Source organism: Amycolatopsis sp. NPDC058278, from assembly GCF_042881395.1.
In the GTDB taxonomy this organism is placed as follows: domain Bacteria; phylum Actinomycetota; class Actinomycetes; order Mycobacteriales; family Pseudonocardiaceae; genus Amycolatopsis.
This window is the reverse complement of record NZ_JBHVXZ010000040.1, coordinates 1-26,599: the sequence shown is the minus strand read 5'-3', so window position 1 is coordinate 26,599 and position 26,599 is coordinate 1. Positions and strand designations below refer to the sequence as shown.

Annotated in this window: 24 protein-coding genes and 1 pseudogene; 15 read left to right on the top strand and 10 right to left on the bottom strand. The window is 70.5% G+C overall.

What is annotated here, in order from left to right:
• Nucleotides 1-114 precede the first annotated feature (114 nt).
• Nucleotides 115-582, top strand: a complete 468-nt coding sequence (locus ACFVYA_RS21790; RefSeq protein ID WP_387047410.1) for a peroxiredoxin family protein — start codon at nucleotides 115-117, stop codon at nucleotides 580-582.
• A 9-nt stretch (nucleotides 583-591) separates the two neighbouring features.
• Here the strand turns inward: ACFVYA_RS21790 and ACFVYA_RS21785 are convergent, their stop codons facing one another.
• On the bottom strand, nucleotides 592-1,431 hold the full coding sequence (locus ACFVYA_RS21785) for an LLM class F420-dependent oxidoreductase (protein WP_387047408.1): 840 nt from the start codon (nucleotides 1,429-1,431) through the stop codon (nucleotides 592-594).
• 71 nt (nucleotides 1,432-1,502) lie between these two features.
• Between ACFVYA_RS21785 and ligA the strand changes: the two genes are divergently transcribed.
• Together ligA and ACFVYA_RS21775 are read left to right on the top strand one after the other, a co-directional pair.
• Nucleotides 1,503-3,494 carry an NAD-dependent DNA ligase LigA gene (gene ligA / locus ACFVYA_RS21780; RefSeq protein ID WP_387047406.1) on the top strand — a complete coding sequence of 664 codons (1,992 nt, stop codon included), beginning with the start codon at nucleotides 1,503-1,505 and terminating at the stop codon, nucleotides 3,492-3,494.
• 102 nt (nucleotides 3,495-3,596) lie between these two features.
• Nucleotides 3,597-4,037, top strand: a complete 441-nt coding sequence (locus ACFVYA_RS21775; protein ID WP_387047404.1) for a hypothetical protein — start codon at nucleotides 3,597-3,599, stop codon at nucleotides 4,035-4,037.
• 224 nt (nucleotides 4,038-4,261) lie between these two features.
• On the opposite strand, the gene ACFVYA_RS21770 is transcribed toward ACFVYA_RS21775, so the two are convergent.
• The 4 genes from ACFVYA_RS21770 to ACFVYA_RS21755 all read right to left on the bottom strand — a co-directional run bounded on the left by ACFVYA_RS21770 (nucleotide 4,262) and on the right by ACFVYA_RS21755 (nucleotide 8,518).
• Complete coding sequence (locus ACFVYA_RS21770) at nucleotides 4,262-6,556, bottom strand: FtsX-like permease family protein (RefSeq protein ID WP_387047402.1); 2,295 nt, start codon at nucleotides 6,554-6,556, stop codon at nucleotides 4,262-4,264.
• A complete protein-coding gene (locus ACFVYA_RS21765; RefSeq protein ID WP_285990415.1) occupies nucleotides 6,553-7,242 on the bottom strand; it encodes an ABC transporter ATP-binding protein in 690 nt (229 codons plus the stop codon). The genes ACFVYA_RS21770 and ACFVYA_RS21765 overlap by 4 nt, the downstream gene beginning before the upstream one ends.
• Nucleotides 7,242-7,763 carry a PadR family transcriptional regulator gene (locus ACFVYA_RS21760; protein WP_285990414.1) on the bottom strand — a complete coding sequence of 174 codons (522 nt, stop codon included), beginning with the start codon at nucleotides 7,761-7,763 and terminating at the stop codon, nucleotides 7,242-7,244. The genes ACFVYA_RS21765 and ACFVYA_RS21760 overlap by 1 nt, the downstream gene beginning before the upstream one ends.
• A 137-nt stretch (nucleotides 7,764-7,900) precedes the next feature.
• Nucleotides 7,901-8,518: a TetR/AcrR family transcriptional regulator gene (locus tag ACFVYA_RS21755; RefSeq protein ID WP_387047400.1), complete on the bottom strand. Its 618-nt coding sequence runs from the start codon at nucleotides 8,516-8,518 to the stop codon at nucleotides 7,901-7,903.
• Nucleotides 8,519-8,588: 70 nt separating this feature from the next.
• On the opposite strand from ACFVYA_RS21755, the gene ACFVYA_RS21750 reads away from it, so the two are divergent.
• From ACFVYA_RS21750 to ACFVYA_RS21720, 7 genes are all read left to right on the top strand, one after another.
• Entirely contained in the window at nucleotides 8,589-9,473 is an 885-nt protein-coding gene (locus ACFVYA_RS21750) for an NAD(P)H-binding protein (RefSeq protein ID WP_387047398.1), read from the top strand.
• 371 nt (nucleotides 9,474-9,844) lie between these two features.
• On the top strand, nucleotides 9,845-10,747 hold the full coding sequence (locus tag ACFVYA_RS21745) for an ABC transporter ATP-binding protein (RefSeq protein ID WP_387047396.1): 903 nt from the start codon (nucleotides 9,845-9,847) through the stop codon (nucleotides 10,745-10,747).
• Nucleotides 10,744-11,508: an ABC transporter permease gene (locus ACFVYA_RS21740; RefSeq protein WP_387047395.1), complete on the top strand. Its 765-nt coding sequence runs from the start codon at nucleotides 10,744-10,746 to the stop codon at nucleotides 11,506-11,508. Before ACFVYA_RS21745 ends, ACFVYA_RS21740 begins: the two co-directional genes overlap by 4 nt.
• Complete coding sequence (locus ACFVYA_RS21735) at nucleotides 11,508-12,638, top strand: streptophobe family protein (RefSeq protein ID WP_387047394.1); 1,131 nt, start codon at nucleotides 11,508-11,510, stop codon at nucleotides 12,636-12,638. Before ACFVYA_RS21740 ends, ACFVYA_RS21735 begins: the two co-directional genes overlap by 1 nt.
• Nucleotides 12,635-13,327 (top strand): response regulator transcription factor, encoded by a 693-nt coding sequence (locus tag ACFVYA_RS21730; protein WP_387047473.1) that lies wholly within the window; start codon nucleotides 12,635-12,637, stop codon nucleotides 13,325-13,327. Before ACFVYA_RS21735 ends, ACFVYA_RS21730 begins: the two co-directional genes overlap by 4 nt.
• Nucleotides 13,324-14,778 carry an ATP-binding protein gene (locus ACFVYA_RS21725; RefSeq protein WP_387047392.1) on the top strand — a complete coding sequence of 485 codons (1,455 nt, stop codon included), beginning with the start codon at nucleotides 13,324-13,326 and terminating at the stop codon, nucleotides 14,776-14,778. Before ACFVYA_RS21730 ends, ACFVYA_RS21725 begins: the two co-directional genes overlap by 4 nt.
• A gap of 110 nt (nucleotides 14,779-14,888) precedes the next feature.
• Nucleotides 14,889-15,629 (top strand): ribonuclease activity regulator RraA, encoded by a 741-nt coding sequence (locus ACFVYA_RS21720; RefSeq protein ID WP_285990406.1) that lies wholly within the window; start codon nucleotides 14,889-14,891, stop codon nucleotides 15,627-15,629.
• Between the two features lie 9 nt (nucleotides 15,630-15,638).
• Here ACFVYA_RS21720 and ACFVYA_RS21715 read toward each other — a convergent pair whose 3' ends face one another.
• From ACFVYA_RS21715 to ACFVYA_RS21705, 3 genes are all read right to left on the bottom strand, one after another.
• Nucleotides 15,639-17,657, bottom strand: a complete 2,019-nt coding sequence (locus ACFVYA_RS21715) for an ABC transporter permease subunit (protein WP_387047390.1) — start codon at nucleotides 17,655-17,657, stop codon at nucleotides 15,639-15,641.
• Nucleotides 17,654-19,078: an extracellular solute-binding protein gene (locus tag ACFVYA_RS21710; RefSeq protein ID WP_387047388.1), complete on the bottom strand. Its 1,425-nt coding sequence runs from the start codon at nucleotides 19,076-19,078 to the stop codon at nucleotides 17,654-17,656. The genes ACFVYA_RS21715 and ACFVYA_RS21710 overlap by 4 nt, the downstream gene beginning before the upstream one ends.
• A 312-nt stretch (nucleotides 19,079-19,390) precedes the next feature.
• On the bottom strand, nucleotides 19,391-20,137 hold the full coding sequence (locus ACFVYA_RS21705) for a FadR/GntR family transcriptional regulator (RefSeq protein ID WP_285990403.1): 747 nt from the start codon (nucleotides 20,135-20,137) through the stop codon (nucleotides 19,391-19,393).
• A gap of 174 nt (nucleotides 20,138-20,311) precedes the next feature.
• Between ACFVYA_RS21705 and ACFVYA_RS21700 the strand changes: the two genes are divergently transcribed.
• From ACFVYA_RS21700 to ACFVYA_RS21680, 5 genes are all read left to right on the top strand, one after another.
• Nucleotides 20,312-21,469 (top strand): mandelate racemase/muconate lactonizing enzyme family protein, encoded by a 1,158-nt coding sequence (locus ACFVYA_RS21700; protein WP_285990402.1) that lies wholly within the window; start codon nucleotides 20,312-20,314, stop codon nucleotides 21,467-21,469.
• A gap of 260 nt (nucleotides 21,470-21,729) precedes the next feature.
• The gene (locus ACFVYA_RS21695; protein WP_387047386.1) at nucleotides 21,730-22,197 is read left to right on the top strand and encodes a hypothetical protein; all 468 of its coding nucleotides are present in this window, start codon (nucleotides 21,730-21,732) and stop codon (nucleotides 22,195-22,197) included.
• Nucleotides 22,194-23,306, top strand: coding sequence for a tyrosine-type recombinase/integrase (locus tag ACFVYA_RS21690; protein WP_387047384.1), 1,113 nt, complete (start codon nucleotides 22,194-22,196; stop codon nucleotides 23,304-23,306). The genes ACFVYA_RS21695 and ACFVYA_RS21690 overlap by 4 nt, the downstream gene beginning before the upstream one ends.
• Nucleotides 23,306-23,968, top strand: a complete 663-nt coding sequence (locus tag ACFVYA_RS21685; RefSeq protein ID WP_387047382.1) for a hypothetical protein — start codon at nucleotides 23,306-23,308, stop codon at nucleotides 23,966-23,968. The genes ACFVYA_RS21690 and ACFVYA_RS21685 overlap by 1 nt, the downstream gene beginning before the upstream one ends.
• Nucleotides 23,969-24,006: 38 nt before the next feature.
• A complete protein-coding gene (locus tag ACFVYA_RS21680; protein ID WP_387047380.1) occupies nucleotides 24,007-24,183 on the top strand; it encodes a hypothetical protein in 177 nt (58 codons plus the stop codon).
• A 129-nt stretch (nucleotides 24,184-24,312) separates the two neighbouring features.
• On the opposite strand, the pseudogene ACFVYA_RS21675 reads toward ACFVYA_RS21680, so the two are convergent.
• A pseudogene (locus ACFVYA_RS21675) lies at nucleotides 24,313-24,702 on the bottom strand (IS701 family transposase); the annotation flags it as partial.
• Between the two features lie 548 nt (nucleotides 24,703-25,250).
• On the bottom strand, nucleotides 25,251-26,599 hold a 1,349-nt coding region (locus ACFVYA_RS21670; RefSeq protein WP_387047378.1), incomplete at its 5' end, for a tetratricopeptide repeat protein.

The following is a 26,599-nucleotide window of genomic DNA, read 5'->3' as shown; positions in this document are numbered from 1 at the left end:
TTTTTTCTCACCCCCCCCCCCCCCCCACCACCCCCCCCCGCCCCGCGCCGCCCCCCCCCCCCCCCCCCCGGCTGCACACCGCCTGAAAACCCCCCTCGCGAAAGGAAGTCCACCGTGCTCGAAGCCGGATCGCCCGCACCGCCGCTGGTGCTGGAAGACACCGACGGGCAGACCGTCCGCCTGGCCGACCACCGGGGCCGGCACGCCGTCCTGCTCTACTTCATGCGGTCGACGACGTGCCCGGTCTGCCGGCGGCACGTCCATGCCCTCGCCGAGGACGCCGCCGCGCTCGAGGCGGCCGGCGTCCGGGTCCTGATCGCGGTCCCCGAGGACCGCGCGACGGCGGCCGCGTGGCGGGCGAAGCACGAGATCCCGTTCCCGGTCCTCACCGGCCGCCGCGGCACGCCCCACGAGCTGGTGGGCCTGAGCCGGGCCGTCTTCGGCGCGCTGCAGCGGTCCGGCAGCATCCTCGTCGACGCACAGGGGGTGGTCCGCCACGCGCACAGCGCCACCCTGCCCACCGGCGGCTACGACCGCGCGGGCATCGCCGCGGCCGTCGCCGCGCTGGGCGCCCCGGCCTGACGCGGCGGTTCAGCGCAGCGGCTCGAGCGCCTTCGCCAGCGGTTCCAGCACGGCCGGGGTGTGCGGCGGCGGCAGGTACACGATCGCCAGGTCCACCCCCGCTTCCCCGAGCGCCTCGGCTTCGGCGGCGACCTTCGCGTAATCGAGGTCCGGTTCGAGCCGGACGTGCGAGGACAGCGTGATCTCCGCCGGGTCGCGGCCGACGTCCGCGCAGTGGCGGTGCAGGACTTCACGCTTGCGGGCGAACTCCTCGGGCGGGCCGCCGACGAAGTTCCAGTGCTGGGCGTACTTCGCGGCCGTGCGCAGGGTGCGCTTCTCGCCGCTGCCGCCGATGCAGATCGGCGGGTGCGGCCGCTGGACGCCCTTCGGCTCGCAGCGGGCGTCGGTCAGCTGGTAGTGCTCACCCCGGAACGTCGTGGTCTCCTGCGTCAGCAGCCCGACGAGGACCTCGCACGCTTCCTCGAACCGGTCGCTGCGGGCCTTGATCGAGCCCAGCTCCATGCCGTACGCGCCGGACTCCTCTTCGTTCCAGCCGGCGCCGACGCCGATCTCCAGCCGGCCGCCGGAGACGATGTCGAGCGTCGCGGCCATGTTCGCCAGCAGCGCGGGGTGGCGGTAGTGGATGCCGCTGACCAGCGTGCCCAGCCGCAGCCGCTTGGTGGCCTGCGCCAGCGCGGTCAGCGTCACCCAGCCTTCCAGGCACGGTCCGGTCGAATCGGAGAAGATGGGGTAGAAGTGGTCGAAGGTCCAGCCGGACTCGAACAGCTCGATTTCGTCCGCGGCCTGCCAGACGGCGAGCATGTCCGCCCACTCGGTGTTCTGGGGTGAGGTCTTGATGGCGAATCGCATGATCTTCATCGTAACCCTGGAGTTCTTCCAGGCTGCGGTTCTTGTCGGGGGTGCCCGGTAACGTCCCCGGTGTGAACGCTCAGGAACGCATCCCGGAACTCGCCGACCGCATCACGGTGCTGCGTGACGCCTACTACCGGGGGTCGCCGCTGGTGGCCGACGCGGAGTACGACGCGGTCGAGGACGAGCTGCGGAGCCTGATCGAGGCGCACCCGGACCTCACGCCCGACCCGAACCCCCTCGACCAGGTCGGCGCGCCCGCGGTGCTGCACGCGCCGATCCGGCACTCGCGCCCGATGCTGTCGCTGGAGAAGGCGACCAAACCCGAGCAGGTCGAGGCGTTCTTCGACCGCTTCCCCGGCCAGCCGGTGGTCGTGATGCCGAAGCTGGACGGCCTGTCGCTGGCCGTCGTCTACGAAAACGGGCGCCTGGCCCGGGCCGTCACCCGCGGCGACGGCACCACCGGCGACGACGTCACGATGCTCGTGCGCGCCCTGACCGACGGGATCCCGGAGCAGGTCGGCGCACCGGGCCGGGTCGAGGTCCGCGGCGAAGCGGTCATGCTGCGCTCCACCTTCGCCGCCTACAACACCGCCCACCCGGACAAACCGCTGATCAACCCGCGCAACGCCGCCGCCGGCACGCTGCGCGCGAAGGACCCCGCGACGGTGGCCGAGCGCCGGTTGCGGTTCTTCGCCTTCGACCTGCACACCGAGCCCGACAGTGCGGAGACCGACCTCGGCAGCGCCCTGCACACGCTCGGCTTCACCGCGGCCGACATGCGGCGGTGCGCCGACGCCGCCGCGGCGCAGAGCGTGATCGGCGAGATCGAACAGCAGCGCAACGACCTGGACTACGACCTCGACGGCGCCGTGCTGCGGCTGGCGAGCCGGGACGCCTACGCGGCGGCCGGCACCCGGTCGAGCTCGCCCCGCGGGGCACTGGCGTTCAAGTTCGCCGCCGAGGAGAAGACGACCGTGCTGTCCGATGTGGTCTGGGACGTCGGCAAGACCGGCAAGATCGCCCCGGTCGCCTGGCTGGAACCGGTCTTCGTGGGCGGGACCACGGTCACCCGCGCGACACTGGCCAACCAGGAGGTGATCCGCGCCCGCGGCATCAAGATCGGCGACACCGTGCTGGTGCGCCGCGCCGGCGACGTGATCCCGTTCGTCGCCGGCGTGCTCGACGCCTCGAAGCGCACGGGCGCCGAGCGGGAGATCGTCCCGCCGGAGGTGTGCCCGTCGTGCGGGCAGCCGCTGACCGAGCAGGGCAACAGCCGGGAACTGTTCTGCACCAACGTGTCCTGCCCGGCCCAGACGGTGCGGCGGCTGATCCACTGGGCGTCGCGGGCGGCGGCGGACATCGACGCCATCGGCGGCGTGTGGATCGAACGGCTGGCCGAGGCGGGGATCCTGGAGCACCCGTCGGACTTCTACGGGCTGACGAAGGAAAAGCTGCTCGAGTTCGACCGCATCGGCGAAGTTTCGGCCACGCGGATGATCGAGTCGATCGACGCGAGCCGGGCGGTCGGCCTGCGCCGGGCGCTGATCGGGCTGGCGATCCCGATGGCGTCCGAAGGCACGGCCGCCCGCCTCTGCCGGGCCGGGTTCGGCTCCTTGGAGGACGTCGCGGAAGCGGGTGTCGACGGGCTCGTGGCGGTGGAGGACATCGGGCCGAAGGTCGCCGCGTCGCTGATCGAGCACCTCACCCGGCTGCGTCCCGAGCTCGAGCACTTGCGGGAGGCGGGCGTTTCGCTGGACGTGCGCGAGGAGGACCTCCCGCCGGTCGTCGCGGCGGGCGCGCCGCTGGCGGGCAAGACGGTGGTGGTCACCGGCGCGATCAGCGACCCCCGGTCGGGCGAGAAGGTGCCCCGGCCGACGTTCCAGCGGCTCTGCGAGAGGGCGGGCGCGACCACGGCGACCTCGGTTTCGGCGAGCACGGACCTGCTCATCACCGGCGCCGACGTCGGGGCGAGCAAGCTGACGAAGGCCGAGAAGCACGGCGTCGAGGTCGTCGACCAGGGCGAGATCTGGCAGCAGCTGATCTCGGCGGGCATCGTGTAGCCGGCTCGGCGTCTCGCTTCCCGGACGCGGGTCACCCGGTCGTGGAAACCGGCCAAGCGCGACACTGAGCGTGAGTACCCGTCTTCGTCCGAAGGGACCGCGATGACCACGTCCGACCTCATGGTCGCCCGCCAGCTCGGGGTGCACGAGTTCCTCACCGCACGCGGCTGGCTCCTCGACGGCGACAGCGATCCCGCGCGGGTGTGGTTCGCCGACGACGTGCACGCGGGGTGGCACTACCCCGAGACCTACGGCGGCTGCCACATCAACGAGGTCGCCGACACGACCCCGGTGCGGCTGCAGAGCTACTTCACGTTCGGCAACGAGGGCGACGAGGTCTTCGCCCTCGTCCCGGCGGGCAACCTCCGCGGCAGCGGCTGCCCCGAGCACGACACCCAGGAGCGGTTCTTCCCGTTGACCGCGGCGGGTGCCGTGGACCTGGACGAGATCGCCACCCTGCTCGACACCCTCGAGCCGCGCGCACGGTCGCTCGACCCCCGGGCGCTGATCGAGTGCCGGTACTTCGGGCCCTGCGAACGGTGACCGGGTGGCGGCGCGGTACGGGCCGCGCCGCCGCCCGCGGAGATTCCCCGCCGGCTGGTGTGCAACCGGGCCCTGCTCGCGCAAAACCACGCGCGCAACCCGATCCGCGATCACCGCAAGGGCGCGCAAGCGGCGGCCGGACGCGCCCCGGCGGGCGAGCGGCGGCCCCGAACACACCCGGCAGGCGAGCCGAGATGCCGGCCGGCGGGCCCCGGCCGACCGGCTCATTCCGAGCGCAGGGTGTCCAATCGGGTCACTTGCCGCAGCAAGGGCATCGTCAACGCGGTCACGAGCAGGACCGCCACCACCGTGGTCCCCGCCAGCGCGAGCAGCACCGGGACGTCGACGATCATCGGGCGGTCCGCCAGCCGCAGGATCGGGGCCGTCAGCCCGAGCCCCGCCGCGACCGCCAGCACCACGCCGACCACCACCGGGATCGCGGTCTGCCACAGCGCCCCGCGGGCCAGCACCCCGATCGGCACGCCGGCCGCGGACAGCGCCGCCAGCGGCCGCCGCCGTTCGCTGATCTGCTCGATCGACAGCATCAGCAGGCTCATCGCGGCCACCGCCAGCACGAACAGCGACGCGGTGATCAGCACCGCGCGGAAGCTTTCCACCATCCGCTGGTCGCGGGCGCGGAAATCGCCGAGGTAGTCGCTCTTGGTGGTCGTGGCGTTCCACGCGAGCGGCTGGACCGCCCTCGCGACGTCGTCGGTCAGCGCCTGCGGGTCGCCGGTGCCCGACACGTAGACCGCGACCGAGGACGCCGGGAGGGCGAGCCCGCCGAGCGCGCCGGGCGTGACCAGCAGGTTCTGGCCGCCTCTCGCCGTGTCGTCCGACCGCACGACCCGGGCGGTGCCCGGGACCGTCCACTCCGGACCGTTCACTGCGCCGGCGCGGGAATGGCCCTGCAACTGCACCCGGCCGGCCGGTGCCGTGCGGGCCGATGCCGTCGCCAGGTAGAACACGTCGCCGTCGGAGCAGGCGCCGATGTTCGCCAGCACCTTGAGCGCCACGCAGTCGCCGACCACGCCGTAGCTCTCCTCGCCCTTCCCGGTCCGGAACGACAGGTTCCGGACCGGGTGGGTGCCGGTCACCCCGGGCACGGCCGACACCAGCTCGCGGACCTCGCCCTCGTGCTCGGCGGTGGTCTGCACCTGCACCGGGGCGGCGGCCACGCCGTCCGGAGTGACCTGCTGGTCGGAACCGCTGCCGAGCGAGGTGATCACGCCCTGGATCAGGATCGTGCCGGCCAGCACGACGACCAGGCCGGACACCACCCTGCTGGCGGTGCCGCTGTCCAGCTGCAGCCGCCGGATCGCGAGCTGCCACGACGGCGAACCGCCGTGCAGCCGCTCCACGAGCCGCTCGACCAGCCACGGCAGCAGGGCCGCGACGCCCACGAGCAGGAACACGCTGCCCACCGCGAGCGCCAGCGCGGCGGGTGTGTCGCCGTCCCCGCGGTCGAAGGCCAGGGTGGCGGCGAGGAACACCACGCCGATCGTGGTGAGCGCCCAGCGCCACCACATCCGCCGGCGCACCGGCTTGCCCTGGCGGACCACGCCGAGCGGTTCCACGATCGTGCGGCGGAGCCCGAACAGCGCCGAACCGACCGCGAGCCCGGGTACCAGCAGCACGATCACCACGACGAACGGCCAGGACGGGACCAGGTCCTCCGGGAAGATCCGCAGGCCGAACGGCAGGATGTCGGCGACGAACGTGCGCAGCAGGGCGAAGAACCCGATCCCGGCCGCGAGCCCGATCCCGGCCCCGACCAGCGATTCGGCCGCCGCGATCCGTTTGACCTGCGGGGAGTCCAGGCCGAGCAGCCGCAGCGCGGCGAGCCGGCGTTCCCGTTGCGCCGCACCCATCCGCGACGCGGTGGTGACGAAGATCAGCAACGGCAGCAGCAGCACCGCCGCGATCGGCAGGATGACGCCCAGCACGACCGCCGACAGCCCGAGCCCGGTGTAGGGCCGGCCGAACGCGTAGACCTTTCTGCCGTCGGCGCCCTCGGCCTCGATCTGCGCGGCCGGCACCCCGTAGAACGCGGCCAGATCGCCCGCGCCGGAGACGCCCTCCCGCGAGATCCGATCGACGACGTGCCCGGGCAGCTGCGCTTTCAGCGAGCCGCCCTCCGGTCCGGCCAGCTTCGCGGCGAGCTCCGGCGACACGGCGAGCTCCCCCGGCGCGGGCAGCCGGCTGAGCCCCGGCGGCACCGGCGAGCTCGGCCCGGTCGCCGCGACCGCGGTGACCTTCACGAACTCGTCACCCACCGACGCGTACCAGTTGTAAGCCAGCAGCGGGGCGACGCCCGCACGCGGCTCGGTGACCTGCGTGATCGCCGCCTTGCGCTCCGCCTGCGCGCCGACCAGGTGGTGGACCGCCGCCGCGGGCAGCAGCACGGCGACCGCGAGCGCGATCCCGAACGCGGTCATCGCCAGGCGCAGCAGCGCCGCGCCGGACATCCGGCCGCCCCCGACGGCCAGCCGGAGGCCCAGCGCCAGATCGCGGATCATGCGACCAGCTCCCGATCGACGGTGCGCCCGTCGAGCACCATGATCTCCCGGTCCGAATAGGCGGCCACCCGCGGCTCGTGGGTCACCAGCACCACCGCGGCGTCCGTTTCCCGCGCCGCCTCGGTGAGCATCCGCATGACCTTTTCGCCGTTGAGCGAGTCGAGCGCGCCGGTCGGCTCGTCGGCGAAGACCACCTTCGGCCCGGTCACCAGCGCCCGCGCCACCGCGACCCGCTGCGCCTGCCCGCCGGAGACGTCGCCGGGGCGGCGCTTGGCCAGCCCGTCGACCTCCAGCCGGGCGAGCCATTCGGTCGCCTTGGCCTCGGCCTGCTTCCGCCGGCTTCCGGTCAGCCGCAGCGGAAGCGCGACGTTCTCGAGGCAGGACAGCTCGGGCACGAGCTGGCCGAACTGGAACACGAAGCCGAAGTCGGTGCGCCGCAACGCACTCCGGCCCTTGTCGGCCATCCCGGCGAGGTCGGCGCCGCGGTAGTCGATGGTGCCCGCGTCCGGCCGGATGATGCCGGCGAGACAGTGCAGCAGCGTCGATTTGCCCGACCCGGACGCGCCCATGATCGCGAGCACCTCCCCCGCCGAGACGGACAGCGCCGCCCCGTCGAGCGCCCGTGTCGGGCCGAACGACTTGTGCAGTCCCTTGCCGACGAGCAACGGCGTTCCCGGCCCGGCCATCAGCGCACCGCCTGTTCGAGTTCACCGAGGCGCGCGGCGGTGAGCTCCAGCCACCGCAGGTCCGCCTCGAGGTGGAAGAGCGCGTGATCGCAGATCAGCTGATCGGCGAGGTCGCCCGCGTGCTTGCGTTTGGTGAGCGCGCGCATCACGTTCAGGTGCTCGCCGCGCTGGACGTCGAGCACGTCGGTGGCGCTGCGCCCGGACAGCAGCGCGAGCACCACCTTGGTGTAGAGCGTGTTCTGCAGGTACGGCTGCGGGTTTTCCGGTGTGCGCAGCCACGTCTCGACGTCGGTGACCCCCGCGTCGGTGATCGTGTAGCGCTTACGGTCCGGCCCGTCCCCGCTCTCGACGCCGGCCACTTCGACCATGCCGTTGCGCAGCAGCCGTGACAGCGTCGAATAGACCTGGCCGTAAGCCAGCGGGCGGTCCTGCCCGAACTGCTCGTCGTACGCCCGTTTCAGGTCGTAGCCATGCCGCGGGCCGGATTCGAGCAAAGCGAGCAAGGTGTGCGAAATCGACATCCCCCTGATCCCTCCTCGACCCCGGATCCGGGGTCGAGGATCACTATACCGCAGGAGTATACCCACCGTGTATACCACCGCAGAATAGTAGGTTTCAGCAGTTCAGAGGCATGGTGTTACGGCGGCGGGCCGCTAGCTCACCGACGCGACCCGAGCACGACGCGGAAGAGTCGGTCGATCCGGTCGAGGTCGACGTCCGCGGCCAAGTCGGCCTCCGCCGGCGGCTCGTCCACCGGCGAGTCGATCCCGAACAGCAGGCGCGGCAGCGCCGGGTGGACGACGAGGCCGATCAGTTCGTCCGCCACCGCTTCGGCCTCGCCGGGCGCGAGCCCCAGTGCCGCCACCAGGTGCGCCGCCAGATCACCGGCCGTGGTCCCGAAGAGGACGTCGTAGAGGCCCGCCGCCAGCTCCGGCAGGCGATCGGCCTCCGCGATCCCGAGGCGGAGCATCCGGGCGACCGAGGACCACCGCACCAGCTGGAGGAACCGCCCGCAGTACCGCACGACCGCCTCCTCCGCCGCCCCGGAGTACTCGGCGGGCGTGCCCATCCGGGCGCCGAACAGGGCGCGGACGCGCTCGACGACCGCGAGGAACAGCGCGTCCTTGGTCGGGAAGTGCGCGTACAGGGAACGCTTCGACGTTTCCGCGCGCGCCGCGATCGCGTCCATGGAGGTCCGCTCGAAGCCGTCCTCCAGGAACGCCAGCTTCGCCGTGTCGAGGATGTGCTCGCGTAGCGCTTCCCCGCGTCGGGCCATGGCGTCCACCTCAAAGTATACGGTACAGTAGAGTTTACTTCTGCTTCCCGCCGAATCGGAGCCATTCTCCATGATCGTGATCACCGCCCCGACCGGGCAGATCGGCAGCAAGCTCGTCGCCACGCTGCTGCGGCAGGACGAGCCGGTCCGGGTCATCGTCCGGGACCCGGACCGGCTGCCCGCCGACGTCCGGACGCGAGCCGAGGTCGTCGCCGGTTCGCACCGCGATCCCGACGTCCTCGACCGCGCCCTCGACGGCGCCGACGCCCTGTTCTGGCTCATGCCGGCGGCCGCGACCGCGAGCAGTCCCTACGAGGCTTATGTGACCGCCTCGATCCCGGGCGCCGACGCCGTCGTACGCCACGCGGTGCCGCGCGTCGTGATCATCTCGGCGCTCGGGCGCGGATCGCAGATCTACGCCGGCCACGTGTCCGCGTCCCACGCGATGGAGGACCTCTTCCGCAGCACCGGCGCGCACGTGCGCGCCCTGGCTCTGCCCGCCTTCATGGACAACGTCCTCCGGCAGGTGGCCGCGATCAAGGAGGGGGTCGTCTCGGGCACCGTGCCCGCCGGATTGAGGATGCCCTGGATCGCGACGAAGGACATCGCGGCGCTCGCCGCCGGGTACCTCCTCGACCGCACCTGGACCGGGCAGGACTCGGTCGAGGTGCTCGGCGGCGAAGACCTTTCGCACCAGGAAATCGCCGAAGTCCTGACCGAGGTCCTCGGCAGGCCCGTCCGGTTCCGGCGAGGGGACCGCGCCGCCGTGGAACAGTTCCTCGTCGGCCGCGGGTTCTCCGAGGCGATGGCCCGGTCCATGATGGACATGGACCTCGCCGGCGAACGCGGCATCAACAACACCACGCCGCGCACCGCCGCGAACACCACGCCCACCACCTTCCGCGAGTTCGCCGAAGAATCCGTCAAGCCGGCGCTGCACGCCGAGCTGGGCTGACCCGCACGAGTCCCGGAAGGCGAACCCGGCGCGCGCGGTGGCGGCCCGGGAACGCGACCACACCGCGGCGCCGGCGATCCGGAACCGCGCGCGACCGACGCGGGGCCTCCATCCCGGCGCCGGCTTCGACGCGGCGCACCTCGACGACGGCTGGGCGGTCAACGGCTACGACGCGGGCCGGATCGGTGCCGATGCTCATCGGCACGGCCGTGGTGGTGCTGCTCGTCCTGGCCGGGATCCGCGACCGGCCCGGCGATCCGGTTGCGATTTCCGGGGTGGTCCCCGGCCGGCACCGCCCCTGACGGCCGGATTCTCAGAGTTCTCCCAGCACCTCCCAGGATCCGGCCGGGCGGGGGCGGCACGCTCGCGGCATGACGATCGAAATCCGGGGCCTGACCAAGCGGTACGGGCCCGACACCGTGGTGGACGACCTGTCGTTCACCGTCCAGCCCGGGCAGGTGACCGGGTTCCTCGGGCCCAACGGCGCCGGCAAGTCCACGACCATGAAGATGATCGTGGACCTGGCCGCGCCGACGCGGGGCTCGGTCACCATCGGCGGGCGCCGCTACCGGGATCTCCCCGTGCCGCTCACCGAGGTGGGCGCGCTGCTCGACGCCGGTGCCGTCCACGGTGGCCGCACGGCCCACGACCACCTGCTGGCCCTCGCGGTGAGCAACGGCCTCCCCCGCCGCCGGGTCGGCGAGGTGCTCGGCCGGACCGGGCTGGACGGCGTGGCCGGCAAGCGGGCGGGCGGGTTCTCGCTCGGCATGCGGCAGCGGCTCGGCCTCGCCGCGGCGTTGCTCGGCGACCCGCGGGTGCTGATCTTCGACGAGCCGGTGAACGGCCTCGACCCCGAAGGGATCCGCTGGATCCGGGACTTCATGCGCTCGCTCGCCCGCGAGGGCCGGGCGGTGCTGGTGTCCAGCCACCTGATGAGCGAGATGGCGCAGACCGCCGATCATCTGGTCGTCATCGGCCGGGGACGGCTCGTCGCCGACACCACCGTGAGCGAGCTCGTGCGTGGCGAGGGCACCGTGCTCGTCCGCACGCCCGAGCCGGGCTTCGCGCGGCTGCTGGCCACCGCCGGGGCCGCCGTGCGGGAAGGGACCGAGGCGTCGCTCGTCGTGTCCGGCATGACGAGCGCGGAAATCGGGAAGGTCGCGGCCTACCACGGCGTCGCGCTCGCCGAGCTCACGCCGCAGCGTGTTTCGCTGGAAGACGCCTTCATGGAACTGACCAAGGACCGCACCGACTACCAGGGGGCCGCCGCATGAGCGTGTCCTTCGCCCACTCCGTCCGCGCCGAGTGGATCAAAGTACGCAGCCTGCGTTCCACCTGGTACACCCTCGCGTGCCTGTTCGCGGTCGGGCTCGGCATCACCGCCCTCGCCATGAACGCCGCCGCGCGGCAGTACCCCGGCGACGACCCCTGGGACCCGACCGGCCGCAGCCTGACGTCGTACATCGTCGCGCAGCTGATCGTCGGGGTGCTCGGCATCCTCGTCGTCACCTCCGAGCACGCGACCGGCCTGATCCGGACGTCCCTGACCGCCACGCCCCGGCGGCACCGGCTGCTGGCGGCCAAGGTGGTCGTGGCGGTCGCGGTCGCCGTGGTGGCGGGCCAGGTGCTGATGTTCACCGCTTTCTTCCTCGGCCAGGCCGTCCTCGCCGCCCATGGCGTACCGCACGCGCGGATCGGCGATCCCGGCGTGCTCTCCGCCGTGGCCGGCGGCGGGCTCTACCTCGCGGCGATCGCGCTGCTCGCGGTCGGGCTGGGCACGATCATGCGGGCGACGGCGGGCGCGCTCGCCACCCTGGTCGGGATCGTCTTCCTGGTCCCCGGCTTCGCGGGGCTCTTTCCGGCCTGGCTGCACGGCCTGCTCTTCTACTGGCCGACGCTCGGCGCGGCCGCGGTCTTCAAGACGGCCCCCGATCCCGATTTCCCGCACCCGTGGCTGAACCTGGCCGGGATGTGCGCCGGGGTCGCCGCCGTGCTGGCCGTGGCGTTCGTGGTCTTCCGGCGCCGGGACGTGTGATGCGGGAGGTGGGGCGGGGCCTGCTGGCGGCGGCGGCCGCGTTGCTCGCCATGGCGGGTGTCGCCGTGGCCGGGCTGGCTCTGCTGGGCGCCGGCCGCTTCGGAGGGTTCGGCCCGCTGACGGCGGCGGCCGTCGCGCTGGCGGCGGGCGGCTCGGCCGAGGCCGGCGCGACCCCGGCCGGTGGGCTCCCGCTCACCGTGCGGGGCGGCCTCGAGGTGATGCCGCTGGGGATTTCGCTGGCGGGCGCGGTGGTGCTGGGGGCGTTGCTGCTGCGGCGCCGCGAAGCCGGGTTGCTCGTCCGCGGTGCCGTGGCGGCGGTGGCCCTGTCGGCGGGACTCGCCGTGATCGCGCTGCTGGCCCGGGGAACCCTGACGATGCCGGACGGCGTCGCGGCGGGTGGTGCCGGAGGCTGCGGGCGAGCCGCCGGTCCCGCGCGCCTGCCCCTTTCCGGCCGGTTCGACGCCGGCTTCTCCGTTGCGGTCGGGCCGGTGGTGGCGGGTGCCGTGGTGGGGTCGCTGGTGGTCGTCGGAGCCTGCTGGCTCGTCACCCGGTTCCCTTCGGTGGCGACGGCTTTGCGTGCCGCGCGGTGGCCGGTGGCCGGCCTCGCCGTGCTGGGCTTGGCCGCGGCGTGGATCTTCGGCGGCACCGCGGCGGCCGGGGGTGTCCTGCTCGCTCTCCCCCAGCTGGTGTGCGGAGCCGTGCTCCTGGGGCTCGGCGTGCCGTGGACGATCAGCTCCTCGGGCGCGTTGTCGTGCGCGCTGCACGCCGCGCCCGTCTCGCCGGGTGGCCCGCTGCTCGGGCTGTCGGCCGTGGTGCTGCTGGGCTGGGGCGTCGCCTTCGCGGCCGGGCACCGCCGGCCCGGCGGACCGCTGCGCCGGGCCGCGGCCTTCACCGGGTGGTTCGCTCCGGCGACCGGTGCCGTGCTCGCCGTCGTGGCGCTGCTGTCGCGGATTTCCGTCGACGTCACCGTCGGCGCGTTCGGCCTGTCGCTGCCCGTCTTCGCCGCGCGGTCGGCGGCGAATCCGCTGCTCGCGGTGGTGGCCGGGCTCGCGGGCGGCGCGGTGGCCGGCTTCGCGGGCTCCCTGCTCGCCGACGGGCTCTCCGTATCCTCGCGGGTATGGAAGCGATGACGTCCCGGCTGCTGGTGGTGGACGACGAGCCCACCGTCCGCGAGCTGCTCTCCGCCGCGCTGCGCTTCGCCGGCTTCCGGGTGACGTCGGCGGCCACCGCGCGGGAAGCCGTCGCCGCGGCCACCGCGGAGCCGCCCGACCTGGTGCTGCTGGACGTCATGCTGCCGGACATGGACGGCTTCGAAGTGGTCCGGCGGCTGCGCGAACGGCACCCCGGCCACGGCGCGCCGGTGCCCGTCCTGTTCCTGACTGCGCGGGACCGCCAGTCCGACAAGGTCACCGGCCTGTCCCTCGGCGCCGACGACTACGTGACGAAGCCCTTCGACCTGGCGGAGCTGATCGCGCGGATCCGCGCGATCCTCCGCCGGACCGCGGGCCACCCGGTGGGCGCGCTCACGGTGGGCACGCTCGCGCTCGACGCCGAGGGCCACCAGGTGACGCGCGCGGGGCAGGCGATCCGCTTGTCCGCCACGGAGTTCCGGTTGCTGCGTTATCTGATGGAGAACGCCGGCCGGGTGGTCTCGAAGGGGCAGATCCTCGACCGGGTGTGGCGCGACGACTTCGGCGGCGACGCCGGCATCGTCGACACCTACATCTCCTACCTCCGGCGCAAGGTCGACACCGCGGAGCCGAAGCTCATCCACACCGTGCACGGCGTGGGCTACGTGCTGCGGGAGCCCCGCCGGTGAAGCGGCTTTCCCTGCGGGCCCGGCTGCTCCTGCTCACCGCGGGCCTGCTGCTCGCCGGCCTGACCCTGATCGGCGCGCTGGTTTCCGATCAGCTGGAGCGTTTCCAGCTCGACCGCCTCGACGGCCAGCTGCGCTCGATGACCGAGCTCATCTCCCGGGCGGCGGGGCCGCCCCCGGCCGCGAACCCGGTCGTGCGGCCCGATCTCGTCGATCCCGCGCTCGGGCTGTTCGGTGCCCCGTACGTCGTGTACCTCGACGCGGCCGGCGCGGTGGCGGGCGGCCTCCACTCCTCCCGGGTGGACGGGGCGGCGCTGCCGCCGATCGACGCGATGCGGACGGTCCCGGCCGACGGGACGGCCGTCGACCTGGACGCCGCCGACGGGTCGCAGCGCTGGCGGGCCATCGCCCGGCCGGCCGTCCGCTGGGGCGGGACGGTCGTTTCGGCCGCGCCGCTCGCCGAAGCCGACGCCACGATCGCCCAGCTGCGGACGAGCAGCCTGGTCACCGGCGCCGCACTGCTCGTCGTGCTGACCGCGGCCGGCTGGCTCGCCCTCCGCCGGGGCCTGCGGCCGCTGCGCCGGATCGAGCACACGGCCGCGGCGATCGCCGGCGGTGACCTCACCCGGCGCGTCCCGGACCTCGCGGCGCCCGGCACGGAGATCGGGCACCTCGCGGCGTCGCTCAACGCCATGCTCGGCCAGCTCGAACGGGCCTTCGCCGACCGGGCCGCGTCCGAGGCGCGGATGCGCACGTTCGTCTCGGACGTCAGCCACGAGCTGCGCACCCCGCTGTTCGGCATCAAGGGTTCCACCGAGCTCTACCGGATGGGTGCACTGACCGGACCGTCCGATGTGGACGAAACGATGCGCCGCATCGACCGCGAAGCCACCCGGCTCACCGCGCTGACCGAGGATCTGCTGCTGCTCGCCCAGCTCGACGAGGCACCCGAAGAGCAGCTCGACCGGGCTCCGATGGACCTGCGCACCCTCGCCGGCGACGCCCGGCACGACCTGCGGGCCCTCGACCCGGCCCGCGCCGTTTCCCTCACCGGCCCCGGCGGCGCCGGCCCACCCGGCCCGGCACCGGTCGACGCCGACGAAGCCCGGCTGCGGCAGGTCGTCACCAACCTCGTGGGCAACGCCGCCGCCCACACGCCACCGGGCACGCGCGTGCGGATCGGGGTCGGGACGGCGGACGGCCGCGCGGTGCTCGAGGTGGCCGACGAGGGTCCGGGGATGACGGCCGAGCAGGCGAGCCGCGTCTTCAACCGCTTCTACCGGGCCGACCGCTCCCGGACGCGCACCCCCGGCGCCGACGCCGGGCTGGGCCTCGCCATCGCCCGGTCACTGGCCCGCGCCCACGGCGGCGACGTCGAACTCGAGACCACGCTCGGGGAAGGTGCTTGCTTCCGGCTCGCGTTGCCGTTGCCGGAGAACGGGTTCACGGACTGACGCGCGGTGCGCACCGGACGTCGGACAAGCGTCGAGGGGGTTCGCCGGACTACGCTCGGAACGGAACTCTCCGACCGTTTCCGCCAGCGTGGACCAAGGGAGCTACCGACGTGGTCGAGACGCCCGACATCGTTCGCCCGCCCGCCGAGCTCAGTGCGGCCCTCGCGGCCATCGGCAGCGCGACGGCCAGCGGTGAGCTGAGCCGCCTGGGCATCCGCAGCGCCTTCATCCGCGGCCCCGTTTCGGTGACCCCCGGCGTGCGCGTGGCCGGCCCGGCGCTGACGCTGCAGTTCCTGCCGAAGCGGGAGGACCGCTATCCCGTCGACGAATACGAAGAACCGGAAAAGCAGCTGCACCGGCACGTCATGTACCACGCCCGGCCCGGTGACATGATCGTCGTCGACGCGCGCGGCGACATGAACAGCGGCGTGTTCGGCGAGATGATGCTGACCTACTTCAAGGGCCGCGGCGGCGCCGGCGTGGTGGTCGACGGGTGCCTGCGCGACATCGGCGAGGCCAAGCGGCTCGGCCTCGGGCTGTGGATCCGGGGCGCCACGCCGAACTTCCACGCCCAGACCGACATCGTCCCGGCCGCCGTCAACGTGCCCGTGGCGTGCGGCGGCACGCTCGTCGAGCCGGGCGACATCGTCGTCGCCGACGACGACGGCGCGGTCGTGGTGCCGGTCAAGCTCGCCCCCGCCCTGGTGGCTGTCGCGCGGGAACACGCGGAATGGGAGGAGTTCTCCCGGACGCGGCTGGCCGAGGGCGGCGACCTGCGGCGGTACTACCCGCTGTCGGACGAGGCCCGGCCCGAGTACGAGCGGTGGCGCGCCGAGCGGGGCCGGGACTGACGGTCGCGCTCATCCCTTCACCGCCCCCGCGGTGAGGCCCTCGGTCAGGAAGCGCTGCCCGAACCCGTACATGAGCACGACCGGGATGCTGACCAGCAGCGACGCCGCGGCCAGCTGTCCCTGCGGCACGACGTCACCGAAGATCATCGACTGCATGCCGACGGGCAGCGTCTTGTAGTTGTCCTTGGTGATGAACACGAAGGCGAACAGGAACTCGTTCCACGCGTTGGTGAGCGTGAACAGCGCGACCGCGAGCAGGCCCGGTTTGGCCAGCGGCAGCACGATCCGGAGGAACGCCCCGAACCGCGTGCAGCCGTCGACCAGCGCGGCCTCCTCGAGGTCGGCCGGGATCGACTTGAAGTAGCCGACGAGCAGCCAGGTCGCGAACGGCAGGGTGAACGTGGGGTAGGCGAGCACGAGCGACCACAGCGAGTCGTTGAGCCCGATCCCGCTCATCAGCTGGTACAGCGGGATGAACAGCAGCGCGCCCGGCATCACGTAGGTGAGCAGGATCGTCACCGTGAAGCTCTCCGATCCCCGGAACTTCAGCCGTGCCAGCGCGTAGCCGGCCAGCGCCGCGCAGACCAGGGCGATCACGGTGGACGCCACCGAAACCAGGATCGTGTTGACGTACCAGGTACCGAACGCCCGGCCGGTGAACAGGTTGGTGAACTGTTCGGTGCTCCACGGCGTCGGCCAGAGGTCGTCGGTGCGCGCGACGATCTGGTCGTCGGACTTGAAGGCCGTGATCGTCATCCAGTAGAGCGGGGCGAGCACGAAGCCCAGCAGCCCCACGAGCGCGACCCCCGTGCCGGTGCCGCCGACCAGGCGTGCGGCCAGCTTGCTGCCCCGCGTCGCCAGCACCGAGACGAGCCGGCCGACAGCGGCCGCGAGCACCACGAACACGCCCAGCACGAGCGCGGCCTTCCAGACGATGTGCGGCGACGCCCAGGCCAGCACGAGCACCGCGGCCGCGACGATCACCCACGGCAACGCCGTGCGCTGCGCGGGACTCAGCCGCCGTCGCCCCAGGTCCGCGGCGCCCGGCTGGTCGCTGCGCCGCATCATCCGCACGAGGATCACCACGAGGACGGCGATGATCGGCAGCATCACCAGCGTGACCGCGGCGCCCGCGCCCAGCTGCAGCTGCTGGATGGCCTTCGAGTAGGCCACCATCACGTACGGGGCGGTGGCGTCCCCGGGTCCGCCCTGGGTCATCAGCCAGATCAGGTCGAAGTTGTTGAACGTCCAGATCGACGACAGCAGCACCGTCACGATCATGACCGGACGCAGCCCCGGCAGCGTGATGTGTACGAAGCGTTGCCACGGCGAGGCGCCGTCCACCATCGCCGCCTCGTGGAGACCGCTGTCGATGGCCTTGAGCCCGGCCAGGAACGTCACCGTGAAGAACGGGATGCCCTTCCAGACGTTGACCAGGATGACCGCCGGCATCGCGAGCGCGGGATCGGACAGCCACTCCGCGGGCCACTTGTCGACGAGCCCGATCGCGGCGAGACCGGGCCCGATCCCGGACTCGGTGAGCAGGACGTTGACGCTGCCGAAGATCGGGTCGAGCAACGACCGCCAGGTGAAGGCCGTGACGACCGTCGGGATCACCCACGGCAGCAGGATCACCCCGGCGACGATCGCCCGGCCGCGGCGCATGTGGTGCAGCATCAACGCCGCGATGAGCCCGAAGACCACCTTGAAGATCTCGGCATACGCGGTGAAGACGAACGAGTTGAGCACACCCTTGTGGAACAGGGCGTCGCCGGCGAGGGCGGTGTAGTTGTCCAGCCCGACGAAGACCGTCTCCGCCCCGTGGCGCTCGGTGGCACTGGTGAAGATCGAGCCGATGATCGGGACCAGGATCAGGCCGGCGACCAGCACCAGCGTCGGCCCGATGAACACCGCGGCGAGGCGCCAGTCGCGGCCGAGCCGCCGCTGCGCCGGCGTGAGCGAGGACGACCCGCCCGGCGCCGGGCGGGCCGGCGCCGGGGGTGTCCTCTTGGGACGCAGGACCGTCACTGCCGGTAGCCCTGCTGCTCGAAGATCTGCACGATCCGGGCGTGGGTCGCGGCGACGGCGTCGGCCGGCCGGGTGCCCTGGATGACCGACTGCATCATGTCGGTCAGCAGGTAGGCGGCGGTGGCGGCCTGCTCGCCGGGGCTCGGGGTCTGGGGGAACGCGTAGCCGGTCTTGGTGGTCACCGGGAGCTGCGCGCGGGTCTGCTCCCGCAGGGCGGCGAAGGCCGGGTCACCGCTCGTGTAGTACGGGTCGGAGTCCCACACCTTGCTCCACGACGGGTTGACCAGGCACGGTGCTTCCTTCGCGACCCCCAGCAGCGCGCTCCCGCCGACCATGAACTTCGCCACCAGCTTGGCGAGGTCGGGGTTCTTCGCCCCCTTGAACACGACGAACGAGTTGGACTCGCCGTACGCCAGCGGCCGGTCGAGCGCCGGCCCGGTGGCGCCGTTGAACGGGTGCGTGTTGGCGTAGACCGGGTTCTTCTTGGTCTTCGAGTCGGCGTAGACGCTGTACTGGTTGAGCGTGAGCCCCAGGATCTGCGCCAGCCAGTTCTCGTTGTTGCTCGAGTCGGTCCAGCTGCCGATCCCGGGCGGCAGCATCGGCCGGTACTTCGGGTTCGTGTAGATGTCGCCGATGAACGTGACGGCGGCGACGGTCTCCGGCGAGTTGAACACCACCTTCGTGCCGGTGTTGTCGGCGATCGCCCCGCCGTAGGTGTTGATGACGTTCGCGATGAAGCCGTTGGCGTCGCCGGAGCGGTTCACCGTGAGCCCCCAGCCGAAGCGCCGCTTCGCCGGGTCGGAAACCGCCAACGCGTTGTCGCGCAGCTCTTCCCACGTGTAGTGGGGTTTGAGCGGGAGACCCTTTTCCTGGTACCAGTCCTTGCGCAGGTACATCGCGGAGGCGATGAAGTGGTACGGGATCGCGAACCAGCGGCCGTCGAACACGCAGTAGTCGTTGGCCTCCGTCGCGGGTTCACCGTAGAGCTCGCGCATCTCCGTGACCACGTCGGTGACGTCGGTGAGGGCGCCGAGGTTGTGGAGCTGGCCGACGAACCGCCGGTCGCTCATGAAGGCCAGATCGCGGTTGGTGCCCGCCTTCACCTCGGCGTCCATCTTCGCGACCATGTCGCCGGCGTCGCCGGAGACCAGGTCGTTGCGGATGGTGGTGCCGGTGGCCGAGGCGAACACCTGCAGCGACTTGTCCAGCGCCTTGTTGGCGGCCTCGGAGTACAGCTTCTGCGAGAGCATCCCCACCGACCCGCCGCGCAGCCTGGAAGCTTGATCGAGCAGCGCCTTGGGGACCTGGACGTCGACCTGCGGTGCGGGGGCGGGACTGCTGCCGCATCCGGTGAGACCGAGCACCCCCAGCGCGCTCAGCCCGAGGAACGAGCGTCTCGACCAGTCCGTTTTCTCTTCCATGACCACTCCTTTCGCGTCCGATCGAACGGACGCGTGCCGACGGGGCGACGGTGCAACCGGCGGGACAGCGAGGCGAATGCCGCACTGCGGGTCGTTCAGGCGGCGAAGGACGCCGAACTGCTGATGCGTTGTCCTGACGAGGATTCGGGTACGCCCACGGAGGGGACCGCGTGAGGATGGCCGAGGGCGCCTCCGGCCGGGACGGGGTCCGGCGGCGGGCCGATCAGCCCCGGCCGGATCGGCGGGATCGCAGGTGCTGCCATGCCTCGTCCGTCCTCGTCATCGGTTCCGGAACTCGGTCGTGCCGTGGGACTAGCGCCGCCGTGCGGCCCGCTTGCTTCGCTGCTCCTTCTCCGCGAGGAGCGTGGAGTAGTTGTTGCTCAAGTGCTTGCGCATCGCCGCGCGGGCGGCCGCCGGATCGCGCGCCACCAGCGCCTCGTAGATCTCCGTGTGCTGGGCGGTGGCGCGGCGCAGCCCGGCCGGTGCCTCGTTGGTGAGGCGCCGGCTGGCCGTGCCGAGCCAGCGGGCGGAGTACATGATCCGGTCGAGGATGCGGTTGTCGGCCGCCCGGCAGATCTCCATGTGGAATTCGTGGTCGACCTCGAGGTAGGCCTCGGGGTCCGTCTCGAGCGTCGCCATGCGGCCGATCTCGTCCCCGAGCCGGGCCAGCGTCTCGTCGGTGATGCTGGCCGCGGCCATGGCGGCCAGCTCGGGCTCGAGCAGTACCCGCATCTGGTGCAGTTCCTGCAGCAGCTCGTCGACGCTTTCCGTGGGCAGCCACTCGATCAGCAACGGGCTCAGGTAATCCCACTCCGCGCGGGGGCGCACCACGACGCGGCGGCCCTGCGCCACGTCGACGATGTCGAGCGAGGCGAGGATCTTGAGCGTCTCTCGCGCCACCACGCGGGAAACCCCGAACTCACTCGAGATCTCGAGTTCCGACGGGGCCCGGCCGTCCTCGATTTCGCCGCTGACGATGCGCCGGGTCAGGTGGGCCGCCACCTGCACCGGAAGAGTCCGGACCTTGACAGCGTCCGGAGACTCTTGTCTCCTAGGCATGTCAGCAGCTTATAGGACAAGTTGGACCTCGCGTCAACAATCCGGCCAAAAGCAGGCCGCCCCCGCGCGGCACGTAACCGTTGCTGCGAAGCCATTCGACCGTGGCTGTGGTCGGATTGTTGACAATCGGCACAGTAGTCCCGTTCTTCGGCACTACCCTGCGGCAGGAGAGCAATGCGGATCGTGAACGTCACGACGGCGGTGGTGGCCTACCACGGTGAGGCCACGCTGGTCCGGATCGACACCGACGAAGGCCTCAGCGGGTTCGGCGAGGCCAACCCCGATGCCGGCGCGGGCGCCGTCGTCGGGATGATCAACTCCCTGACCCCCCTGTTGATCGGCGAGGACCCGCGCAACGTCGAGCGCTGCTGGGAAAAACTGCGCCGCAGCAAGGTTTTCGCGGGTCCCCAGGGCGGGGTGTTCGTGATCGCCCTGTCCGGGATCGAGCTCGCGCTGTGGGACCTGGCGGGCAAGGCCGCCGGGCAGCCGGTCCACCGGCTGCTCGGCGGGAAGTTCCGCGACCGCATCCGCCTCTACGCCGACTGCGGCGACGGCGACGACCCGGCGGGCTCGATCGCCGGGTGCGTCGACCGGGCCCAGCGGATGGTCGCCGAAGGCTTCACCGCCCTCAAGTTCGACATCGACGACCTGCACCACCCGGCCAAGTTCGACGTCTTCAACCACACGGTCAACGCCGCCGAGCTGCGCTCGATGGTCGAGCGCGTGGCGGCCGTCCGCGAAGCGATCGGCCCGGACGTCGACCTGGCCATCGACCTGCACGCCCGCTACGACGTGCCGAGCGCGTGCCGGATCTCGTGGGAGCTCGAGCCCTTCGGCTTGATGTGGCTCGAGGAGCCGCTGCCGGCGGAGAACATCGACGCGCTGGTGCGGGTGCGCGCCCAGACCCGCACCCCGATCTGCGCCGGAGAAAACCTTTACCTGCGATGGGGATTCCGCGAGCTCCTCGAACGCGGCGCGGTGGACGTCATCGAGCCGGACGTGCCCAAGTGCGGCGGCCTCGCCGAGGCCAAGAAGATCGCCAACCTCGCGGAGCTGCACTACATCCCCTTCGCACCCCACCTGGTGTCGACGCCGCTGGGCACGATGGCCACGTCGCACCAGTGCGCGGCGATCCCCAACTTCTTCGTCCAGGAATGGCACGCCCTGGAGGAGCGCGCGGTGTGGGACAGCTACGTCCACGCCCCCGACGGCAGCGGCTCGATCGTCAAGGACGGCTACATCACGCTTCCGGACACGCCCGGCATCGGCGTGGAACTCGACATGGACGGCGTGCGGGCCCACGCCGTCGCGGGCTACGGGGTGTTCGAGTAGCGGAGCCGATCACCCCACTCGAACCGGTTCCCCCACCCGGAGCAGGCGGCTTCGCGCCGCCGGCACGGTTAAGATCCTGCGCGTGCCTACGTCACATCGGGATCTCCTCCCGCGTATCGCCAAGTGACCAACCGCTAAGTCAGCGTTTTGCGCGACATATCACCACCGAAACAGCGTTTCGGTACCGGTCTGCAGCCGGCCGGTGACTGGCCGTCCTGCGAACCGCGACCGCTCCCCCGCGGAATCACGGCGGTGGGCTCGTGTCTGACCGCATCATCCCCGCCCTCATTCCCGATGTCCGGCCCACCCGAACTGAACCCCGCTGCGGAAGGCCCACGGCGGCTCCCGACCTCGCCCAGGTGCTGGCAGTGCCGAGCACAACTACCTGGACTTACGCCATCGCCCGGGTCGACCGCTCGGGCCGGGTCTCCGAGCAGTCGATCATCGACGCCCTCGGATGGACCGTTGACGACGCACTCTCCCTCACCACCGTCGGAGTGGGCGCCGGGACCTACCGACGCGCCGCCGACGGCTGGTACCACCTCACGCCCCGGCGTGAGATCCGCATCCCCGCCGCCATGCGGGCACGTTGCGGAATCGCCAAGGGCGACCGACTCCTGCTCGCGGCCTGCGCCGAGCGCGACACGCTCGTCATCTACACCATGCCCGAACTCGATCGCCTGATCTCGCCGCACCACGAAACTGCTCAGCCCGGAGGCCACCTGTGAACGACGACGCCTCCGTGAACGAGCAGACCGTCGCAGCCGCGGTCGAACTCGTACTCGCCAAGCTCGGCGTGTCGCCGGACAACACACCACGCCAGGCCAAAGCCAAGACGATGCCGACCTTCGCCGAATACGCACCCGAGGTCGCGAAGTCAACGCCCAAGACGTCGAGCAAGACCTGGATCTACTACTGGAACATCCTGGTCGCCGAGTGGGGCGACCGGCCAATCGACGAGCCCCGCGCCACGGACATCAACGCGCTGGCCAACCTGGTCCAAGAGCGAGCTGCCGCCAAATCGGAGTCCTACACCGGCGCAGGAGCACGAGCGCTCTTCATCGACGCCGTCAAGTGCTTCTACCGGCGAGCTGCCGAAGACCGGCTGATTCCCATCACGGAAAGCCCGGCTGCCACTATCAAGAACACCAAAGGACGGAATCACAGTCGACGCGCTCTGACTTCGCCTGAACTCACCGAAATAAACCGGGCCGCAGCCAGCTCCGGCCCTGATCCACTGCTGGACAGCCTCCTGTTGAGGTTCCACAGCGAGACCGCTTGCCGGGTCGGTGGTGCGCTCAACTTGCGGCGTCGCGACCTCAATCCTCGGGACTGCACCGTCCTGCTGCGCGAAAAAGGTGGCAAGAATCGACGTCAACCAGTATCACCGACCCTGCTCAACGCGCTTCTAGAGCACCACGACTCCCGCGGTACCGATCATGACCCGCACTCCCAGGTACTGCGCCTGCGCAACGGCACACCCATCCGCTATCACACGTACCAGACGTTCTGGAACCGAATCTGGCGGACTCTGCCGTGGGCGAAGGGGCTCGGTGTCACGTCGCACTGGCTGCGGTACACGACGTTGACCTGGGTCGAGCGCACGTTCGGCTACGCAGTCGCGGCCGCGTACGCCGGGCACGCCGGCCCCGACACGTCAAGCGATCGCGGTGGCGTCACCTTGACCTACACAGCAGCGACCATCCACGAGGTGGCCGCCGCTCTTTCAGCACTGACAGGAGAGCCGCACCCACTGGCCGATCTCGCGGTTCTGTCTGGTGAGGCGGCCACTCTTCAGGGTGACAGCGACCTGCTGCTCCCGCCCGGGAGGCGCTGATGACGACCATGCCTCAGACGGACGCCGTCGACCGGATCCGAGCCCACCTTGACCAGGCACAGCGCGATGGACGGCGACCTCCAGGCAAGCCCGCACTCGTCGAGGCCACCGGTCTGTCCGAGCATGTGGTGCGAACGGCGCTGGACAAGATCAAGGAAGGTGGTGATGCCAGGCGAGCGCCGACCACCACCAGGCATCACCAGCGCGCTGGCGAGCGCCAGCCGACCACCAGAACCGAATCCGCTTCACCCGCCAAAGCGCCGTCGCCAGCCGACTCACGAACCGATCTGGCGCCATCCCAGCCGCCCGGCGGGATCTCCGGGGATCACCCGACGACCACATCCGCCAAGTCGCCAGTAGGTGGGACACCGTCTTCTGGAGGAACCGCGGTCGGCTGGCTCGGTTTCGCCTTCGGCTCGGTCACCTCGATCGCCGCCAACGTCCTCCACACCTGGCTGCCCGCCAGCACACAACCGCCAGGATGGACGCCGGGGCTGGGCCCCCAGCTCGGCGCCGGCGTGTGGCCGATCGCCCTGATCGTCACGGTCGAAGTGCTCACCAGAGTGAACTGGCTACAGACCTGGTTCTGGAACGCGGTCCGTTACGGCATCGGCACCATCGGTCGGCGCCGAGGTCGAGCGCGGTCCTCGTCAGCATGGTGAGCTGCGAACAGCTAGCTGTCACAACCGATGTGACGGGCGTGACGGCTCACGAGACCACTCGTGACGGCTACACACTCGCCGAGTTGGTCGTCGTGGTCGAGCTGTCCGACGCCGCTCGCACGACCGATACCAGCCCCGCACCTCGCGCGATCGCCGAACGCCCACCGACACGAGCCGACGAACAGATCCAGACCCGGGTAGCTGCGACGTTGTAGTGGCTGAGCCGGGCTTGGTCTTGTCGACGGCGCCGGAGGCGAGACCAGCTCAGATGTGGTCTGCGGCGTCGGTGACACGCAGGATCAGTTTGGTGAGCAGGCGCCGGATCTCCGGTAGTGTGAATCCGATTATGCCGGGTTCGGCGACGCCGGTTCCTCTTTTGTGGCAAGGGATCGGGAGATGGCGATCCAGGCATGGGCGAGCATCGACAGGGTGATGTGGGCGTACCAGGCCGGCCAGGATCAGACCTGGTAGTGGTCGAGTCCGGCTACGTTCTTGGCCTGCTGGAAACATTCCTCGATCCGCCAGCGGGTGCCGGCGATCCAGGCCAGGTCCAGCAGGCTCGAGCGGCGGAATCCATGGCAGACGTAGTAGGTGATCTCGGTCGGATCCGGGAGTGAACGGCGGGCGAGCAGCCAGTGTCCACGTCCGGGCTGCCGGCCGATCCGGATCGGGGCCCGCGCCCAGTCGTACTCGCGCGGCCCGTGCGCTACAGCCCCGACCGACAACCGCCGCCACGGCGCCCGGCCGGCAACGGGCCGGCCTGACCAACGCGGACACCGGAAGGACCACGGACAACAGCCACCGGTCGCGGCGTCGAGCCGGCCTGTCGCCGGCAGGAAAGATCCGAGCTGGGCTTCGTGAACCGCGTGAACCATGTTCCCGGCGGGGACGGGGTTTTGTGCGTCGGTCGCCCGTAGTTCACTGCATACGCCCCTCCGGACGCTGTCGCGACAGACAAGGAGAAAGCAGGGTCAGCCCAGCCGACCCGGCCGGCAGGCGGCTACCGGATGGCGTTGCCGACCGTGCCTTTCGGCGTCCCCGCAGGGAAAGATGTTCTTGGCGGGTGACCGGGCGGAGCGGCCGGTTGTGAGCGCGTTTCTCGAAGATCAGTCGTAGCGTGCTGCGCTGATCCGGTCGACCATCCGCCGCTGCCGCTGGGCGCCGATCATCAAGCATTCGTCCGAGCGACCATGGCGCTGCATGGATCGAGCTTCAGCAGGCCGGGGAAGACATCCTCTCAGTCGAGATGATTGACTTTCCGCAGCCGAGGTCGATTGTTGATCTACGTGACTATTGCCGGCGGCCGCAACCCGCTTGCATCAAGCTGGTCCGCCTCCCCGGCCCTACCGTGACGCCTAAGCAATGCAACGAGCTCGAATCGTGCGCCATGCTCAGCGGCGCCAACCGCTATTCGGAGTAGCTGAATCGCATCGTCTACCTTGCCATAGCGCTCCAGCAACTGAACCAGAGCCAGACGAGCACCCCAGAGATTGTTCTCATATGCGGCACCAAGGGTCGCTAGCGCGTCATCTCGACGTCCGATCCGATCGTAGAGGTCGGCAAGTTGCCGACGACATTCAACTTTTCCGTTCTCAATAGCGTCGAGCCATACCGCTTCGGCGAGGTCATATTTACCCCAACTCTCGTAAATTCCCGCCAATTCAGAACGGGCACCATCCTCACCTGCCGCAACCGCTTCGAGCCAAACTTGAGCGACGTCATCCCACTTTCCTGCTCTCCTGAGCGCCCAGGCCAATCGCGGACGAATTCTCCTGCGTACCGTGTCATCCGCCGCTTCGATTTCGTTCCGCAGCGTATCAACATAATCGTCCCATCGTCCCATAACCTCTAGATGGTGCAAGTATGTCGTCCGCGCGTCTTGATCACCAGAATCCATCAGCTGCTTCCATATTTTTATTGCATCTTCAGGCCGACCTAATTTATCTAACAAAAAGGCCAACTCGCGAAGTGCGCCGACTACGCCTGCATCAGCAGCATTCCTCCATTCTACTATAGCTTCGTCGGCACGCTCAAAGTCCACCAGAAACTTCACCAGTCGGCGAATTGCACCTGGCTTCCGCATAGAAACATCTCGACGCAAATCATTCTCTGCGTCAACCATTCTTCCGGTTGCTATCGACAGTCGCACTATTTCGGCGCGCATGAAATCATCCCTGTCGGTCACAACCGTTCGGTACACGTCCAGAAGTTCATCAAGACGACCTGCGTCATTTAGTTCAGTTGCCAACTCGGGTATGGCCCAAGCTTCGCCAGCCACCGCCGCGTCAGTAAGAACGGCAATAACCTCGTCGACGAGGTTTAATTTTTGAAGAGCGCTATAAAGCGCATATCGTGCTCCTTCGCGATTACCCTTCACTTCTTGTCGCAAATGTGCCAGGGACTCGGTTGTTCTGCCTAGTCGCCACAGTGTGGTTATGAGTTCTTGTCGGGCACCCTGCACGTCGACGGAGACCGCAGCTTCCCAGACCTCAACCGCCTCATCGTTACGCCCTAGATCAAGCAGCAACTTGACCAATTCTTGTCGGGCACCCTGCACGTCGACGGAGACCGCAGCTTCCCAGACCTCAACCGCCTCATCGTTACGCCCTAGATCAAGCAGCAACTTGACCA